Source organism: Caballeronia temeraria (assembly GCF_001544795.2).
Taxonomy (GTDB): Bacteria; Pseudomonadota; Gammaproteobacteria; order Burkholderiales; family Burkholderiaceae; genus Caballeronia; species Caballeronia temeraria.
The window spans coordinates 161,563-178,391 of the sequence record NZ_FCOI02000006.1 but is presented as its reverse complement, the minus strand read 5'-3'; the positions used below and the strand labels follow the sequence as shown (position 1 = coordinate 178,391).

The 16,829-nt window shown below is 60.7% G+C and carries 16 protein-coding genes and 2 pseudogenes; 13 read left to right on the top strand and 5 right to left on the bottom strand.

Going from position 1 to position 16,829, the window contains the following annotated elements; translation table 11 throughout:
* Positions 1 to 121 precede the first annotated feature (121 nt).
* Positions 122 to 1,468, top strand: a complete 1,347-nt coding sequence (locus AWB76_RS11785; protein ID WP_061160317.1) for an IS4 family transposase — start codon at positions 122 to 124, stop codon at positions 1,466 to 1,468.
* A 134-nt stretch (positions 1,469 to 1,602) separates the two neighbouring features.
* Positions 1,603 to 2,117: pseudogene (locus AWB76_RS11780) on the top strand (transposase); the annotation flags it as partial.
* A 328-nt stretch (positions 2,118 to 2,445) separates the two neighbouring features.
* Here the strand turns inward: AWB76_RS11780 and AWB76_RS11775 are convergent.
* Positions 2,446 to 3,519: an IS110 family RNA-guided transposase gene (locus tag AWB76_RS11775; RefSeq protein WP_061160316.1), complete on the bottom strand. Its 1,074-nt coding sequence runs from the start codon at positions 3,517 to 3,519 to the stop codon at positions 2,446 to 2,448.
* Between AWB76_RS11775 and AWB76_RS40845 the strand changes: the two genes are divergently transcribed.
* The gene (locus AWB76_RS40845) at positions 3,449 to 4,651 is read left to right on the top strand and encodes an IS3 family transposase (protein WP_374729924.1); all 1,203 of its coding nucleotides are present in this window, start codon (positions 3,449 to 3,451) and stop codon (positions 4,649 to 4,651) included. The two genes, AWB76_RS11775 and AWB76_RS40845, sit on opposite strands and share 71 nt — an antisense overlap.
* A gap of 86 nt (positions 4,652 to 4,737) precedes the next feature.
* On the opposite strand, the gene AWB76_RS40115 is transcribed toward AWB76_RS40845, so the two are convergent.
* Complete coding sequence (locus AWB76_RS40115; RefSeq protein WP_061160315.1) at positions 4,738 to 5,244, bottom strand: lipocalin-like domain-containing protein; 507 nt, start codon at positions 5,242 to 5,244, stop codon at positions 4,738 to 4,740.
* A gap of 363 nt (positions 5,245 to 5,607) precedes the next feature.
* Between AWB76_RS40115 and AWB76_RS11760 the strand changes: the two genes are divergently transcribed.
* Positions 5,608 to 6,057, top strand: coding sequence for a lipocalin-like domain-containing protein (locus tag AWB76_RS11760; protein ID WP_082864421.1), 450 nt, complete (start codon positions 5,608 to 5,610; stop codon positions 6,055 to 6,057).
* A gap of 140 nt (positions 6,058 to 6,197) precedes the next feature.
* Here AWB76_RS11760 and AWB76_RS11755 read toward each other — a convergent pair whose 3' ends face one another.
* Both AWB76_RS11755 and AWB76_RS11750 read right to left on the bottom strand, forming a co-directional pair.
* Entirely contained in the window at positions 6,198 to 6,905 is a 708-nt protein-coding gene (locus tag AWB76_RS11755) for a cupin domain-containing protein (RefSeq protein WP_157696105.1), read from the bottom strand.
* A 1,069-nt stretch (positions 6,906 to 7,974) separates the two neighbouring features.
* Positions 7,975 to 8,580, bottom strand: coding sequence for a TetR/AcrR family transcriptional regulator (locus tag AWB76_RS11750; RefSeq protein ID WP_061160313.1), 606 nt, complete (start codon positions 8,578 to 8,580; stop codon positions 7,975 to 7,977).
* A gap of 127 nt (positions 8,581 to 8,707) precedes the next feature.
* Between AWB76_RS11750 and AWB76_RS11745 the strand changes: the two genes are divergently transcribed.
* The 3 genes from AWB76_RS11745 to AWB76_RS11740 are packed head-to-tail and all read left to right on the top strand — an operon-like array spanning position 8,708 to position 9,980.
* Entirely contained in the window at positions 8,708 to 9,322 is a 615-nt protein-coding gene (locus AWB76_RS11745; RefSeq protein WP_244173320.1) for an NAD-dependent epimerase/dehydratase family protein, read from the top strand.
* The gene (locus AWB76_RS42125) at positions 9,256 to 9,633 is read left to right on the top strand and encodes a Rossmann-fold NAD(P)-binding domain-containing protein (protein WP_244173334.1); all 378 of its coding nucleotides are present in this window, start codon (positions 9,256 to 9,258) and stop codon (positions 9,631 to 9,633) included. Before AWB76_RS11745 ends, AWB76_RS42125 begins: the two co-directional genes overlap by 67 nt.
* Before the next feature lie 2 nt (positions 9,634 to 9,635).
* Positions 9,636 to 9,980: a DoxX family protein gene (locus AWB76_RS11740; protein ID WP_061160396.1), complete on the top strand. Its 345-nt coding sequence runs from the start codon at positions 9,636 to 9,638 to the stop codon at positions 9,978 to 9,980.
* 613 nt (positions 9,981 to 10,593) lie between these two features.
* Here the strand turns inward: AWB76_RS11740 and AWB76_RS11735 are convergent.
* Positions 10,594 to 11,461 (bottom strand): annotated as a pseudogene (locus AWB76_RS11735) (pirin family protein).
* Between the two features lie 126 nt (positions 11,462 to 11,587).
* Between AWB76_RS11735 and AWB76_RS11730 the strand changes: the two are divergent.
* The 6 genes from AWB76_RS11730 (at position 11,588) to AWB76_RS11705 (ending at position 16,791) form a co-directional block, all read left to right on the top strand.
* A complete protein-coding gene (locus AWB76_RS11730; RefSeq protein WP_061160395.1) occupies positions 11,588 to 12,493 on the top strand; it encodes a LysR family transcriptional regulator in 906 nt (301 codons plus the stop codon).
* Positions 12,494 to 12,800: 307 nt separating this feature from the next.
* Positions 12,801 to 13,667 (top strand): intradiol ring-cleavage dioxygenase, encoded by an 867-nt coding sequence (locus tag AWB76_RS11725; protein ID WP_096031289.1) that lies wholly within the window; start codon positions 12,801 to 12,803, stop codon positions 13,665 to 13,667.
* Positions 13,668 to 13,671: 4 nt separating this feature from the next.
* Complete coding sequence (locus AWB76_RS11720; protein WP_061160311.1) at positions 13,672 to 14,007, top strand: YciI family protein; 336 nt, start codon at positions 13,672 to 13,674, stop codon at positions 14,005 to 14,007.
* Between the two features lie 14 nt (positions 14,008 to 14,021).
* Positions 14,022 to 14,933: an NAD(P)-dependent oxidoreductase gene (locus AWB76_RS11715; protein ID WP_061160310.1), complete on the top strand. Its 912-nt coding sequence runs from the start codon at positions 14,022 to 14,024 to the stop codon at positions 14,931 to 14,933.
* A 16-nt stretch (positions 14,934 to 14,949) separates the two neighbouring features.
* Positions 14,950 to 15,339: a nuclear transport factor 2 family protein gene (locus AWB76_RS11710; protein ID WP_061160309.1), complete on the top strand. Its 390-nt coding sequence runs from the start codon at positions 14,950 to 14,952 to the stop codon at positions 15,337 to 15,339.
* 78 nt (positions 15,340 to 15,417) lie between these two features.
* Positions 15,418 to 16,791 (top strand): amidohydrolase family protein, encoded by a 1,374-nt coding sequence (locus AWB76_RS11705; RefSeq protein WP_063936329.1) that lies wholly within the window; start codon positions 15,418 to 15,420, stop codon positions 16,789 to 16,791.
* Positions 16,792 to 16,829 lie beyond the last annotated feature (38 nt).

Below are 16,829 nucleotides of genomic sequence, written 5' to 3'. Positions count from 1 at the left end.
GGCGCTAGGGTGCTTCAGACCATATGGTTATACACAAGTTGACGTTAGGAGAGGAATAGCAAAGCAGTCAGAGGGGGGTTGTTAACAATGCGGATTTCGCGCTTACTCTCGGATTTTCGGCATGAAGATCCAGGACGACGCGGGGGCATGGGTGGACGAGGAATTCGAAACGCTGGATCTGGGTGATCCGCGGCGAGACCGGCGCGCGAAGGAGCTGGTCAAACGGTTTGCCAGCCGGCCGACGGCCAGTATCCCGGGCGCGTGCGAAGGCTGGGCCGAGACGATGGCTGCCTATCGCTTTCTGGGTAATGAGCGCATCGACTGGCGCGACATGGTGCAGCCGCATTGGGATCGCACCACTGCGCGCATGGGGCAGTTGCCGGTGGTGCTGTGCGTTGCCGATACGACAGAGCTGAACTTTAACGGCCAGGATATCGAGGGGGCTGGCCCGCTCAGTTATGAAGCGCAGGTGGGCATGTACCTTCACGCGACCTATGCGGTGACACCGGATCGGGAGCCACTGGGTGTCATCAATTCCTGGATGTGGGCGCGCGAGCCACGCGATGCAAACGGCAGGCGTGGTGGTGTCAGGGAAAGTACACGGTGGATTGAAAGTTATGAGATCGTGGCCGAACAGGCACAGGCCCTGCCTGACACACGGCTGGTGTACGTGGCCGACCGCGAAGGCGATATCGCCGCGCTCATGCAGCGTGCGCAGGAACTGGGTAATCCGGCTGACTGGCTGATCCGCTCCCAGCACAATCGTGCCCTGAAGGACGAAGAAAAGCTGTGGGACAAGGTGCACGCGAGTAACGTGCTCGGCCATATCGGCTTCGTGTTGCCCGGGCGCAGTGGCCAAAAGGCGCGTGAAGTGAAGCAGGAACTGCGTAGCCAGCGCATCACGCTGCCCGGGCGGGCCGGTGTCACGCTCACCTGCGTCGAGGCGTGCGAGGTGGATGCGCCAGCGGGCGTAAAGCCCGTCATCTGGCGTCTTGTGACCAACCGCGAAGCCGCTGATGCGGATGCGCTCATCGAACTCGTTGACTGGTACCGCGCGAGGTGGGAGATCGAAATGTACTTCAATGTCCTGAAGAACGCCTGCCGGGTTGAGGCGCTGCAACTCTCGCAGATGGAGCGGGTCGAGAAGGCACTCGCGCTGTACATGGTCGTATCGTGGCGTATTGCACGGCTCATGCGTCTGGGCAGGACGTGTCCGGAGTTGGAAGCGTCACTCTTCTTTGCGGCTGACGAGATACATGGCGCTCATGTACTTTCAAAAAAGCCACGCCCGAAAAAGACTCCAACGCTCAACCAGATGATACGGATGATCGCATCACTAGGCGGATTCCTCGGGCGTAAGAGCGACGGTGAACCGGGCGCGAAGACGCTGTGGATCGGTATGCAGCGGGTCATGGATGCCGTGATCACCATCCAGATCTTGCGCGACGGCTACGACACTTCCGTATAAGGGGATGGCTTCAGACAGGTTGAAAATCCGATAGCTTGAAGGTTTGTTGTTGAGGGCTCCCCCCCGGCGTCAGAATAGTTGTCGTGTTATCTGATTCTTATAGACATGGTCCGGGGGCGGTAAAATCGGAATGAATGAAGCCCTACTCAGCAGAAAGAAAAGAAGCGCTGGTGCGCCGCATGATGCCGCCAGAGAATGCGCTGGTTTCGGCGCTGGCCAGAGAAACGGGGATTACAGAACAGACGTTGTACACGTGGCGCCGACAGGCCAAAGGACAAGGAGTCGCAGTGCCGGGCGATGGGAAGAATCCCGAAGGATGGTCTTCGGAACACAAGTTTGCGGTAGTGCTGGAAACCGCGCCGCTCAATGCAGCGGAGCTGGCCGAGTATTGCCGCCGCAAAGGTCTTTATCCCGAACAGATAGCGGCGTGGCGAGCCGCTTGCCAGACGGCCAACGCGAATGCTGCCGAGCAGGCGCGCGAGCAGCGCCATCAGTCGAAAGACGACAAGAAGCGCATCCAGCAGCTCGAGAAGGAATTGCAGCGCAAGGAGAAGGCGCTGGCGGAAGCGGCTGCGTTGCTGATTCTGAGAAAAAAAGCCCAGGCGATCTGGGGAGACAAAGAGGACGATTGATCAACGTCCCTATAAGGACTTTCCTTTTTTTCAAGCTCGGGGTTCATTCATTCATTCGATTGACCTCCCATGTGATCTGGGGGACACATTCAGCATTGAGCGGCGAGACAGACTGCGCACCTATAAGCGGCCTTGTTGGACACGATGGTTGCTGTGCCCGGGCCCGGATAGTAACCGCGCAGCAGGACTCCATCCGGATCACGGCGAATACACGATGTGTAGCGCCTGGGACGTTGTCGAGTTCGCCTGCTGCCGGTCTGACCTGTCGCTATCCATGCCTGTTGAGTCCTTGCATGCAGAGTTTCCGACTTTGGGGTTGCGGGGCGCTATGCTGCCTCAATTCGATCATGCGGTTGCGGCCTCGCGACCAGCAGGGGGCGGGCGGGTCGGCACATACGACGGATCGAACCGCTCGCCCTTGGCGAGAATCGCCCACAGGATGCGCGCGTGCTTGTTGGCGACGGCCACCAGCGTTCGATACCAGCCCACGCGTGCCTGGAGCTGAACGATCCAGCGCGACAGCCGGTCGGTTCGTCGATGGGCGCTCGTTACGGCCGAGCGCGCGCCCTGGAACAGCAGCGTGCGCAGATACGTGTTGCCCTGTTTCGTGATGCGGCCCAGCCGGGTCTTGCCGCCGCTGCTCTTCTGTTTGGGTACCGTGCCGATCCAGGCAGCAAATTGGCGGCCATTCTTGAACAGGTGAGCGTCGCCGACGGTCGCCACCGCGGCCGATGCGGTGAGCGGCCCGATGCCGATGACCGCCATGACGCGCTGCGCGTCGCTGTCGTGCTTTACGTGCGTGGCGACCTGCGCGTCGCACCGGGTGATTTGCTGGTCGAGGGCCTGCAGATGGTCCCAGCCTCGCAGCAGCGCAGTGCGCGCGACACCGTTCAGTTCAGTAGCCCCGTCCTCCAGTGCGTCGACGAAGTGGGCACGAAATGCGTCGATGCCTTGCGGCAGGAACACGCCGAATTCGACCAGCTCACCGCGCAGCCGGTTGACGAGCGCGGTACGCTCCTCAACGAAACCGTCCCGCATCCGGTGCACCAGCAGCACGTTTTGCTGGTCTGCCGTTTTGATGGGCACAAAGCGCATATGCGGCCGACCGGCGGCCTCGCAGATGGCCTCGGCATCCAGCCTGTCGTTCTTCACATGCTTGCCGCCCTTGCGGTAGGGCGCGGCGAACTGCGGCGCGATCAGGCGAACCTCGTGGCCGAGCGCGCGCAGCTTGCGCGCCCAGTAGTGAGCTGCGCTGCACGCTTCCATTGCGACCAGGCACGGCGCGAGGTTGGCAAACCATTCGAGAAACTTCTGCCGTGAGAGGGCTTTCCTGACCACCACGTGTTCCATGCTGTCCACGCCGTGTACCTGGATGACGTTCTTCGCCAGATCCACGCCGATGCGAGTCATCTTGTCCATGACATTCCTCTCCTCAGATGGGTTGCCCAGTACCAATCATCCTGGCATATCGCTATGCCACGAGATCGGGAAAGTCCTTACTAATTCGGATCGCCTGCTATGTATATCGTTGATTCGCGAGGCAACAGAGGCGGGCTGCCGCCTGGAGAAGGCCTGTAACGAGCTGGGCGTGAGCGTGCGCACATTCCAGCGCTGGGTGCGTGACGGCGACGCGGTGTGCGCGGATGGCCGCACCACGACCGTGCGGCCGCAGCCTCCCCACAAACTGAGTGAGGCCGAACGACAACAGATTCTTGAGGTCGCCAATAGTGCGGAATTCGCCAGCCTGCCGCCCAGCCAGATCGTGCCAAGGCTGGCGGATCGTGGCGTGTACCTCGCGTCGGAGTCGAGCTTTTACCGTGTGCTGCGTAGCGCCTCGCAGCAGCACCACCGGGGTCGTGCGCGCAAGCCCTCAGCCCGGGTCGTGACCAGTCATTGTGCTACCGGTCCGAATCAGGTCTGGTCGTGGGACATCACCTGGATGCCGGCGGCGGTTAAGGGACAGTATTACTACTGGTACATGATGCTGGACGTGTTCAGCCGCAAGATAGTCGGTCACGAAGTGCATGATGCGGAGTCGGCGGAACTGGCTGCATTGCTGATGCGACGCGCCAGTCTGGCGGAGGGCCTGGCAGGACGTCGGCTGGTGCTGCACTCCGATAACGGCAGCCCGATGAAGGGCGCGACGATGCTCGCCACCCTGGAGAACCTGGGGGTCATGGCCTCGTTCAGCCGGCCGCGTGTGAGTAACGACAACCCGTTCGCGGAATCGTTGTTCCGCACCTGCAAGTACCGGCCCGACTACCCGCGCAGGCCGTTCGGCAGCATTGATGAAGCGCGGGCCTGGACGCAGCAGTTCGTGCGTTGGTACAACCATGAGCACAAACACAGCGGCCTGAAATTCGTCACGCCGGCGCAGCGCCACAACGGCGTAGCCGCCACAGTGCTCGCGCAACGTGAAGCCGTTTACGCAGAGGCCAGGCAGCGCAATCCACGGCGTTGGTCCCGATCGACGCGCAATTGGGAATTGAAGGATGAAGTCTGGCTCAATCCGGAGCGCATGCAGCCAGGAGAACTAAAGCAGGTTGCTTGAAGTGACGCGACAACTACGTTGACAACCGCCGTATACGGGGAAGGAGGCGGGTACTGAGCGCGCTGAACACACCGCCTTCAGTGTCCTTATTGCGGCTGCGAACCTTTCACCCTTTCGAACGTCAAGATGCCTACGCCCTCTCGTCCGTCCACCGGGCTCTTGTTTGGTTCCGTCTTAATCGAAAGCGTGTCGCCATCGATGGCGTAAAACCGCACTTGATCGGTTCCGATGCGCCTGCCGTCCCATTCGATGTCGATGTGATGCACGACCCTGTCGGGCAACACGCTATACGTCCCGCCGTAAGCGAGCATCGATTTATGGAGTGTGACTCGCTCTTCGTCGGAGGGCTCATTGCGCGGTCGTGGCTGATTGCCCGACACAAAGAACGCGATCATCCGGCCATCCGACGAGTAGGTGAGGTAGCCGTCGGGATGATCACCGAGTTGGTTGTACCGCTCGCCTGTGGCGGTGACCTCTCGCACAAACGATTTCAGGCGCCATGTTCCGAGTAACGGATTTGCGTCGGCCCGGGCAAGCGTGGACAGGCACAGCATGATCAATGTGAACGCAACAGCGACTATTCTCTTGTGCATGGAACGCCTCTCCACGAATGAGCGCCTCTGATGCTTCGGGAAGATTTCAGCATCGATGCAACTATAAACGAATGCGCGTGACGACCGCGTGGAGTCCGCCCGGTCGACGACAGTGTCGGCTCCCCTAACATCTAACGTTGCGAATGGCTGGGCCGATCGCAGCGCTGACCCAATTCCAGGAAGATGAGTTTTTGCTCCGGCGTAGATTGCAACGTGACAGTCCACACTTGCTCGCCAAGTCGATAATTCAGATAATTCCATGCTGGGGACTGTGCCTCAGTATCCTTAGTGGAGAAGCGCGATGAAACAGGCGATCCTTTTTAGAAGTTCTACTATTCTCTTGTTGTCGGGCACGCTGATTTCATGCTCGCACGTGCCGTCCAACCGGATACGCTGAAGGAGCAGGTCGTCGGAACGTGGGCGTACGTATCGGTCGATACAGTGCGCCCCGACGGTTCCCGGCAACCCATGTACGGAACTAGCCCGCAGGGCCTCGCTGTCTTCGACGGGGCCGGTCACTACATCCTGATGACCTCTCGCGCCGATATTCCAAAGTTCAGGGTGGCTAATCGACTGGGGGGCACGGCGGAAGAAAATAGAATCGTTGTGCAAGGCATGATCGCTCACTTCGGCACCTATACAGTGAACGAGACTGACAATACAATCACGTTCCATGTCACCGCCAGTTCATTTCCCAACTGGAACGGTGTCGAGCAGAAGCGGCCATTTATTGTGAACGCGGAACAACTCACGTGGACGACGCCGGCCTCGGGCGGCGGCACGGCTGAAGTAATCCTGCATCGGCTGAAGTGAACCCTGCACGATCGATGGCACGCGCGAAGCCAAAGCACCGTACAAGCCGATCTGCGTCGTCGGTCCGGCTGACGCTTATGCTCATGGGGAGGAACATCTGCTGTCCTTGAAGTGACCTGTGTCGCTTGCGTTCCGTCCTGTCATTGGGCAGTGATGCGTTCACATGTGTGCTTCGGCGTCCAGTCGTCTGCAGGCGATCCGCGAGGCATCGTCGCGTCCATTAGGATGAGCACTAGCCAGTGTGCTTGCTTCTCGCCTATTCCGGTGAGAAGCATCGGTTCTCCCGGAGGAACGATTACCGGTGGCGCGCCCGGCCTGCCGATCTGTTCGCCGTGCGGCGTCTCGAGACACTGTGCGCCGCTAAGAACAAACCACGCTTCGGTACCGGGATGTCGATGGATCGTTGATTGCATGCCGGGTTTGAAGTTTCCCTCCATGTAGGTGGCCATCAAGGAACTTGCCTGGGGAAGCGTCAAAGGGCCGACATCGGCAATGCGTTCTCCGGTCGATCTCGGCCAGGACTTGCCCGCGATCGTAAAGAGCCAGATTTGTCCGAGAATCTCGACGACTGTTCCATTCATGCTCTTGGCCGCTTCCGCCGATGAGCGGTCCGGAAATCGATCGATATGCCAATAGATCGGACCGGCTGCAAGCTTTTGCAGATGCTGTTCCGCATGCACGAAGCATCCGAATTCAGTCGTTCGTTCGCTCACGGGAATGCAGGCGCCGCCTGTTTGCGCCAGCAAGTCACCCGACGCTGCCAGCCCTATCAGTGCGACGCCTACGGCACCCAATACCTTGGCAGCCGCCCTGACGATTCCTTCCGGGAGTGACAAAAATGATTTCACCGCGTCCTCCACCGAATAATCTCGTGGCTGCCTACCCGTCTCAATATAGACGGGACGCTTGCTTCCGCAAGGACCTTCAGCCGAGGCGGGGTGTATCGGCAAGGCCACAGAGTTGTCGACACGGATCGCCACGACACGCCAGAATCAACATCGAGCGCAACTTGAATCGATGCGGCGACTTTTGCGGACACGCGTTCGAAGGTTGCACCGAGGCGCTTTTGCAGAGCGTCTCAGACTGGATTCGCTCAGGGTAGACAAGGCGAGCCACGGTGCTCCGTGCGACGAGGACGGCGCGAATGCCAGCGACTTGAAATTATCGTTAAGTCTCAATGGGGTAGGCTTCGAGCACAGGCGTTATCTACACGCTTGTCCACTGAATCTGTGGATAACTTTTCCGCAGGCAGTTGCGTTTCGGAGGCGATTTATGCATTCGACTAGCCGCGGCCGGTCGTCGTTAGGCCACCGGTGGACGCATAGTGCAGCCCTAAATTGCCGCAACTGCGAAGATGTTTGCGGCGACAAGGTCCGTCCATAGAATCGTGGGACAAATGCTTTCAAGCGAAACCAGGACGAGTCGCACTCCGGCTTGCGGCTGCAGCAGTCCGCAGGAAGCCATCGCGACAACGGAATCGTTGCCCGCCATCGAAGATCTTCTTGAAGTTCGCTCGATGCGTAAAGTAAGGAGTTGACCGCGCGGGACGGAAAGAGCGACACAAGAACTCGGTCGCAATTCGTGAGCCTTTCGGTCGGGCCGCCTCGGAGGTTGGCGTCGGCCGTTTCGGCAAGCGCCACGATCCGCCTCTCGAGATTCGCTTGCCGTCGCCGTCCGCCTCATCGAAGCGCGCTGCGCACCGCTGCCGCGGGAACCGAGCATTGCATGCGGAGATGCAATTCGGGATACTAATTGAAATGCGTTAATGGGAGGCAAGCGGAGCCAGATTGTCCCACCGAACCGTCGCTATTGGCAGCAAGAGCCGCAGCGACGCGTGAGCAAAGGGAGTTCCAACATGATCGAACTTCGGGAGAAAAATGCCCTTATGCAGTGGCTTGGACACCTTGTGCGGTGCCCCTAACGAAGTGCAGCCGCCACCGCCTCGTCAATCTGCAGTGCAAAGCGCGCTTCAACATCGGGCACCGTGTAGCCAATCGACAGTTCCAAATACGCGTCGCCTAGCACCAACTGAACGAAAGTCGCTGCTCGCAATGCAGCAGTCGATTCATCAAATCGCTTTCGCAGAATTTTCGCCGCAAAGGCGCGCACAACCTTTGCCCCGTTTTCGTAAAAGACCTCGCCGAGTTCCGGAAGCCGCTCGGCCTCCGCAACGATGGCGCGGTAAAGCCGCAGATAATCCGGCTCGATAAGGATTTGTGCCAACGCCCATCCCAAGTCGCGCAACTCGACGTCGGGCGAGCCAGCGGATTGCTCGTGCTGAGCGCTGACAAGTGATCCACCCACCTGAGCGCACATCGAGCCCACCAGACCGACGAAGAGCGCCTCCTTCGACTTGAAGTGGCGATAGACCGTTTGTTTGCCGACACCCGCAACCGCGGCGACGTCGTCCATTGTTGCCAGGCCGAAACCCTGGCGCAGAAACACGCTTCTCGCGCCGTCGAGGATGGCGGCCCGCTTACGGCGTTGCAGCGAGTTCAATTCTGGGAGAGTGGACGAGTTCATCCCCGAAAAATAACAGGTCGCTGAGCAGTTGACAAGACTGACCAGTCTCGTTTAGATTCACCGGAACGAGACTAATGAGTCTCGTACGTATGACTTAGCTTCCCAGACACTCTTCGAGGAAAACGCTATGGAACTGTTCATGACAGGTGGCACGGGCTACATCGGGCAAGCGGTCGCGCGCAAGGCAATCAGCCTCGGCCATGAGGTGACGGCGCTGGTGCGCGACGACAGGTCGGCGGGCGCGAGCGCGCTGGCACGTCTCGGCGTGAAACTGCATGGTGGCGACTTGCGTGAGCCACAGTCTTTCGCTGCGACTGCCGGTGCCGCTGATGGGGTAATACACGCCGCGTCGACTAACGACGGCGTCGCCAGTGCGGTCGACGAGGCCGGAGTAGAGGCCGTGCTTTCACATATGCGTCCGGGCGCGGCGTTTGTGTACACATCGGGCACGTGGGTTTACGGTGATACCAATGGCGAGACCGCGACCGAAGCATCGGCGCTGAATCCGACACCCCTCGTAGCCCGGCGGCCTGCAGTGGAAAAGCGCGTGCTGACGCTCGCAATACGCCGCTCAATTGCCGCGGTGATCCTCAGGCCGGCGATGGTGCATGGCTACGGCGGCGGCGGCGTCTTCGGGATGCTTGCCGGAATGGCCCGTCAAAACGGCAGCGTGAGATGGTCGGCGATGGTCGCAACCACTGGCCTGCCGTGCACGTCGATGATCTCGCCGTTGCATATCTAAGCGCAGCGGAGCGACTAGCGAGTGGGGATGATGAAGTCGCAGGACAGATCCTCGACGTGGTCGCGGAAGATGCCGTTGCCGTTGCTGAAATGGGCGAAGCGATTCGGGCCTCAATCAGGGCCGATCGCGTTGAGTTCTGGCCGCTCGACGAGGCTCGTCAATCACTTGGTTCATTTGCTGACGCGCTCGCGCTCGACCAGACGGTAAGCGGCCGGCATGCCCGGCGAGTTCTTGCGTGGGAGCCCCACGGTCCCGACCTGATTGCGGATCTCTCAGCGCCGAAGCACTTTCAGCAAAGCAACAGAGAATGACGATGGACTTCAACACCGCATTTTTCGAATCGGTTTTTGTGACGATCGTGGCAGTTCTGTTCGCGGTTGCTGGGGTGGTCAACCTCGCGGGACGCGGCGCGGTGAAGCGCGACTTCGTCCGCTGGGGTTACCCGGCATGGTTTCATTTGCTCTGTGGCGCCCTCGAACTATTGAGTGCGGCACTTCTTGCTGGACAACAAACCCGAGTCCTAGGTCTGACGCTGGCCGGTGCGATTATGATCGGCGCGCTCTTCACGCTGCTACGAAATCGAGAGCCGTTCGGGCATCTCGCCCCGGCGCTGATCTTCTCGGCTCTCGTTGTGGTTACTGTGGCGCTGCGGGGTTGAGGCCTGCTCGCCACTAGGCGAGTGAGCCCGGGACGCCAACAGGCCGCGCGGGCAGTCCGTGCTGCAGGTGCTTGAATGCACACACGGATATCGACGTGCGAACGCCCGGATCAATCGTGCATGGAGGCCTCCTCATTGCGCTGGGAATTGGGGAGGCATTGCGTTAGCAAAGCGCCCGGTGGAGGCCACCCGAACGGCCGCTTTGCGTAGGAGCGACTGTCTCTAGTGGGTCCGTTCACGGGGCCCTTCGCCGTCCCCGGTAACGGTTGTCGGTGTTTGCTGAACACGAAGGAATAACAGTGCCCGGCTCCGTGCCGAACTTCCTCGTCAATGAGACGGAGCGCTCGGTGAGAGCGACGACGTACATTGTGTGTCGATCGAGCACAAACTTGGCATCATGGCGAGTCCGACGGCGTCGCTGCAGTTCGGCGACCACGGCGCGCCATCGTCCTCGACGAGCGGAAACGCGGCGGGCTCAGAGCGGTCTCGATGAATCTTCGTGCCCTTGATTAACGCTCGCGGACTCTTCAAAGCGTATCGCTGAGCGTTTCCGGTATTCTCACAAGATCGCACTTTGTCACGTGAGGATTGTTCAATCCTTTGACGCGCGTTTTCATGCGGTCGGCGTTGTGCCGAAGCGCCCGCTGTTGAAGTCCCGCACGGCTTGATGAATTTCGTCGTCCGAATTCATCACGAACGGCCCATAGGCGACGACCGGCTCGTCGATAGGCTTGCCGCTCAACAGGAGGACCGTAGCGTCTCCGATCGCATCGATATGAATCTCGGATCCCGCTTGTCCCAGCATGACCACCTGAGCAGTGCCGACCGATTCGTCACCGTTGACCCGCACCTGGCCGTTCAGCACCACGAGTGCTACCGTTCTGCCGACCGGCATCCTGAGCTGCGCCGAGCGACCACCAACCAGACGCAGATCCCATACGTCGAGCGACGTGAAGGTATGCGCGGGGCCCATGGCCGTCAAAATCGCCGGCAATCACCCAAACGTGCCCTGCGCCGTCCGGCAATTCGACCGAGGGAATGACGTCGTGGCTCAGCGTCTGATAGCGTGGCGGGGCCATCTTGTCACGAGCGGGCAAATTGACCCACAGTTGCACCATCTCCAGCGTGCCCCCGCGCTTCCCGAAAGCAGGCGAATGAAACTCTTCGTGCAAAATACCCGAGCCGGCAGTCATCCACTGCACGTCTCCCGGACCGATCAGGCCGCCGCCCCCTGACGAGTCACGATGTTCAAGCTCGCCCTGGTAGACGATCGTCACCGTCTCGAACCCACGATGAGGATGCGAGCCGACGCCCCTGCGACCCGAGGTGGGGGAAAAATGCTCAGGCCCGGCATAATCGAGCATCAGAAAGGGGCTCAAATGGTTGCCTACAGTGGCGTCGGAGATCAAGGTGCGAACCGGGAAGCCGTCACCGACCCAGTGAGACCGCTGATTTGCGTAAGTGCCGAGAATCTTCTTCATGATGATGTCCTTGAATGCGATCCAGGATCGCGTTTGTCTCCTTCCAAGGTAGGGCATAGGCATCATTTTCTGTAGAGGGGGCGGATGATCCTCTGTGTCTCACTTATGGAACGAGCGGATATCGGCATGCAAGATCTCAACGACCTTTATTTCTTCGCGCAGGTGGTCGACCATCAGGGTTTCGCCCCGGCTGGACGGGCGCTCGGCGTGCCCAAGTCGACGATCAGCCGTCGCATCGGGCTCCTCGAGGAGCGCCTCGGCGTGCGGCTCGTGCAACGATCGACGCGGCGATTCGGCATCACCGAAGTCGGGCAGATCTTTTACGCCCACTGCAAGGCCATGCTGATCGAAGCCGAGGCTGCGCAGCAGTCCATCGACTCCAGCCGCTCCGAGCCGCAGGGCGTGGTGCGCCTGACGTGTCCGGTGGCGCTGCTTCACGCGCGCATTGGCGTCGTGCTCGCCGAGTTCATGGCTGAAACGCCTCGCGTGACCGTCCATCTGGAAGCGACCAATCGCGTCGTCGATGTCATTGCCGAAGGGATCGATGTCGCCATCCGCGTGCGGCCGCCGCCGTTGAAGGACAGCGATCTCGTGATGCGCGTGCTGGGAGAGCGCACCTGGTGTCTCGTCGCGGCCCCGGCACTCCTGCAACAGCACCGGGAACCGGCGGCTCCGGCGGATCTGGCCGAATGGCCGACGATGGATTTCGGGCCGCCTTCCGCGGAGCACGTCTGGCGCCTCGAAAGCCCCGATGGTCTGTCGGCGGCCGTTCGTCATGCGCCACGGTTCATTACAGACGACATGATCGCGCTGCGGCAGGCTGCCATCGTTGGCGCGGGCATTGCGCAGTTGCCGGTCATGATGGTGGCTGACGAGCTTGCGAGCGGTGCCCTAATCAAACTGCTTCCCGAATGGCGGCCAAAGAGCGGCATCATGCACGCCGTTTTCCCCTCTCGCCGCGGTCTGCTGCCTTCAGTGCGGAAATTGATCGACTTTCTCGCGCAGCGGTTAGGACGGGTCGACGAGGCGTAGACGAAGAGGCGAAGCCTTGGTCTGTGCATGACTCGCTGTCCAGCGATAGTCGCTCCACGACCCTCACCGGTACTGCGATCTCTTTTGCCCTTGGTGCACCTTCGTTTCTCGCCGTTTCAAATGCAAACCATGCGTGACGCAACGGGGCAAGACGAGATTCATTGAGCGTTCCAGGTCGGCCGCCTGGATAACGAATAGGGTATTTACGAATGTTCGAACATTCGTTAAAAGCCGTATCGTCTATTCATGGATAGGCGGGGCGCTGTCGACACGGAGCAAGCCCAACAACCGATACACGGAGAAATCGATGAGAAACATGACTGAAGCGGACCTTACCGAGGTCGTGCTGGAACGCTATGCGAGCACGCCCGATCCTCGCCTGCGAACTTTGCTGCACACGCTGATCCGCCATCTCCACGCATTCGTGCGGGAGGTGCGACTCACGGAAGATGAGTGGATGACCGGCATCCAATTTCTGACCCGCACAGGGCAGATGTGCGACGACAAGCGCCAGGAGATGATCCTGCTTTCCGACAACTTGGGGATTTCCGCGCTGGTGAACATGGTCAGTGCTGGCGTGCCTGAGGGCACAACTGAATCCACGGTGATCGGTCCGTTTTATGTTCCGGATTCGCCGCAACGTGAATGGGGCGAGTCGGTTCTGCTTCGCGAGGGCGCAGACCGCGAACTCATCATCCACGGGCGGGTGCTCGGGCCGCAAGGCGAGGCAGTGCCCGGCGCGAGCATCGAAATCTGGCAAACCGACGCAAACGGCATGTACGACATACAGGATAGATCGCAGCCCGAGCACAATCTGCGTGGCTGGTATCGCGCGCGCAAGGACGGCACCTTCCTGCTCAAGACGATCCGTCCGACGTCTTATCCAATCCCGACTGACGGTCCTGTCGGCGAGTTGTTGCAGCTGAGCGCGCGGCATCCGTTTCGTCCTGCTCACATCCACGCAATGGTCTCCGCTCCGGGCTACCGCCAGCTGACGACGCATCTGTTCGATTCCGAAGACGAGTATCTGGATTCCGACGTCGTGTTTGCCGTGAAGTCATCGCTTATCCGCACGTTCGAGCGGAACGAATCCGCGGAAGCCGCCGCGCAATGGGGCGTGAAAGCACCTTTCTGGGAGCTGCGCAACGACTTCGTGCTGAGCCGCGATGAGTGAGGCCATGTACTTCCTCGTGTATGCGGCCGACCGTCCCGCTGCTGGTGCGCTTCGAGCGCAGACCAAGTCACGGCACAGCGCGCATCTCGACGCAGGTTCGGCCGACGTGAGCGTCATTCAAAGCGGCCCATGGCTCGATTCGAACGGCGCAGAGCTCGGCTCGCTGCTGATTGTCGAAGCCGCTGACTCACGTGCTGTCGACGCCTTCGTCGAGGCGGATCCCTACGTTCAGGCCGGGCTGTTCGAGCGGATCGAGATTCATCCCTGGCTCTGGCGTCGCGGCAATCCGTTTCTCGGGAGTCACGGACAGACGGGGCCGGATCACCTCACACGAGCTTGAAGGAGCGGAATGCCATGAACATCATGTGGATCGGCTATGGAAAGATGGGCGAGCCAATGGCTCAGCGCGTATCGAGCGCCGGCCACACAGTGCAGGTGGTTGACGCGAGCGGGGCGCGACGCGGCGCGGCGCGCGAGCACGGATTTGCCGTTGCGGAACCTGAGCGAGCCGATTCGGCCGCCGCAGACGTGATCATCACGTCCTTGCCGAACGATGCGGCGGCACTGCTCGGACTGACGGGTGACGCAGGCGCACTGTGCGGCGCGCGTCCGGGCACGGTGCTCATCGAGACGAGCACGATCTCGGTAGGCGCGTCATCGGCGATCGAAAACGCGTGCGTCGAACGCCAGGTCGGCTACGTGCGTGCACCCGTGTCGGGATCGATCGCAGCCGCCGCCGAAGGAACGCTCACATCGTTTCTCTCTGGGCCGGCTCAGGCAAGAACTCAGGCGCGGACGCTGGTCGAGTGCTACGCATCGACGGTGATGGAAGTCGGCGATGCTGAGCAGGCCCGAGTGATGAAGCTCGCGATCAACCTGATGGTAACCACGATCGTGGCGAGCCTCGGCGAAGCCTACGTACTGTGCGTCAACGGCGGCATTGCACCCAGGACAGCGCTCGACGCGATCGGCGCAAGTGCCGTCGGTTCGCCGCATCTGCGTTTCAAGGCAGCCGCCCTTGCGCGGCGCGACTTCTCGCCCGCATTCACGGTGGCTCAAACGCGCAAGGATCTTCAGTTGATTCTGGACGGCGCGCGAGCGTACGGATCGCCTGTGTTCCTCGGCGCTCTCGTCGAGCAGATCATGGCCGCCGCCGATGCTTCCGGCCATGGCGAGGAGGACTACCTGGCTTGCGTCAAGGTCATCGAGGACATGGCGGGCATGCCCGCTCGACGCAAGACATCGCCCGATGGCGATTTAACCTGACACGAGGAATGAAGCGATGAACGACGAACGTCACGATCGAGAAGTCATCCGACAGCTCGAAGATGAGCGTTACACGGCCATGCTGAGAAAGGATATCGCGACACTCACGCGTCTTCTCAACGAGCGGCTGATCTATATGCACTCGAGCGGCGTCACCGATACCAAGGAGAGCTACGTGGACGGGCTTCGTTCAGGCCTCTGGAACTACCGGCGAATCGAGCGCAGTGACGTGCGCATCGAGGTGCAGGGCGATATCGCGCTGGTGTTCGCGAAACTGGCCATCGAGTTGATGTCGAATGACAAGCTCAAGTCGTTCGAGGCACGCGTTTTGGCCGTCTGGTATCGCAAGCGGGACGGCTGGCAGTTGACCGCGGTGCACTCCGGGGCGCTTCCCCCTTCGCCGTAACCTGTTCCCGCCAGCGAGTCGGGCAATTCACACATCGCTATACCTTTTCGTATGTTGAGCGACCTTGGGGGCGTTTCCATGTCACATCGAACCTTGATTCGAAATTCAAGCATCATCAGTGTGGACCCGGCGATCGGCAATCTGGATCGGGGCGACGTCCTGATCGAAGGCAGCCGGATTCGGGCAGTCGGACCGAACCTCGACGCGGCCGACGCGCAGATCATCGATGGAACCGGCACGATCGTCATGCCGGGCATGATCGACACGCATCGCCATATGTGGCAGACCACGCTGCGCAATATCGCCGCAGACTGGACGCTGGACCAGTATTTCGCTGGAGTGCGTGGCCAGCTTGGAGAGCATTTCCGCGCAGAGGACATCTATCTCGCCAATCTGGCGGGTGCCTACGAGGCGCTGAACGGCGGTGTGACCACGGTGCTCGACTGGTCGCACAACATGAACACCCCGGCGCACACCGATGCGGCCGTCGAGGCCTTGAAGGCGTCGCACGGTCGCTTTGTGATGTGCTATGGCAACTCGAATGAAGAGTGGCTGCCGGTCAGCGGTCTGCCGACGTCTCGAGACGTACGTCGCGTGAAGCTGCAGCACTTCTCGTCGTCCGACGATCTCGTGCAACTTGGCATGGCGCTGCGTGGTCCGCAATACGCGACGAAGGAGGTGACGCGCGACGACTGGGCGCTCGCGCGCGATCTCGGCGCACGCATCTCCGTGCACGTCGGCGATGGTGCATGGGGCAAGAAACGGCCGGTCGAGTGGCTGATGCAGAACGGCCTGCTGGGCGATGACGTCATCTGCTCGCATTGCAATTCACTCGCCGACGACGAATTCGACATGATGGCGGATTCAGGCTGCTCGGCGTCGATGACGCCGGAGATCGAACTACAGATGGGGCACGGCTGGCCGGTCACAGGGCGTCTGCTGAAGGTCGGCATGAAACCCTCGATCGGCATCGATATCGCGACATGCAATAGCGGCCATCTCTTCCAGACCATGCGCACAGTGTTGCTCGTCGAGCGCGCGTGGGCGCACGACCGTGCGGACCGCTCGGACACAACGGTGGAACGCCTGCCCGTCGATACGCAGGATGCAATCGAGTTCGCGACCATCAATGGGGCAAAGGCACTCGGTCTCGACCACAAGATCGGCTCAATCACCCCGGGAAAAGACGCGGATATCGTGATGATCCGCGCGGACAACCTGGAGATGATGCCGCTCAACAACCCGGTGGGCGCGGTCGTGCTTGCCGGTCATCCGGGGTTGGTCGATTCGGTCTGGGTAGCCGGCCGCGCGGTAAAGCGCCATGGAAAGCTCATTGACGTGGATGAGCAACGCGTGCTTCGCGAACTCAGCCTCTCGCGCGACCATGTGCTTTCCAGGGCCGGCGTGGCGCCGGGTGAACGTTTCATCCCGGCGCCTTACCAGGCACGTTGAAGTCGAAAGGGCCGACAGGGGACACGCAACCGTGAGAG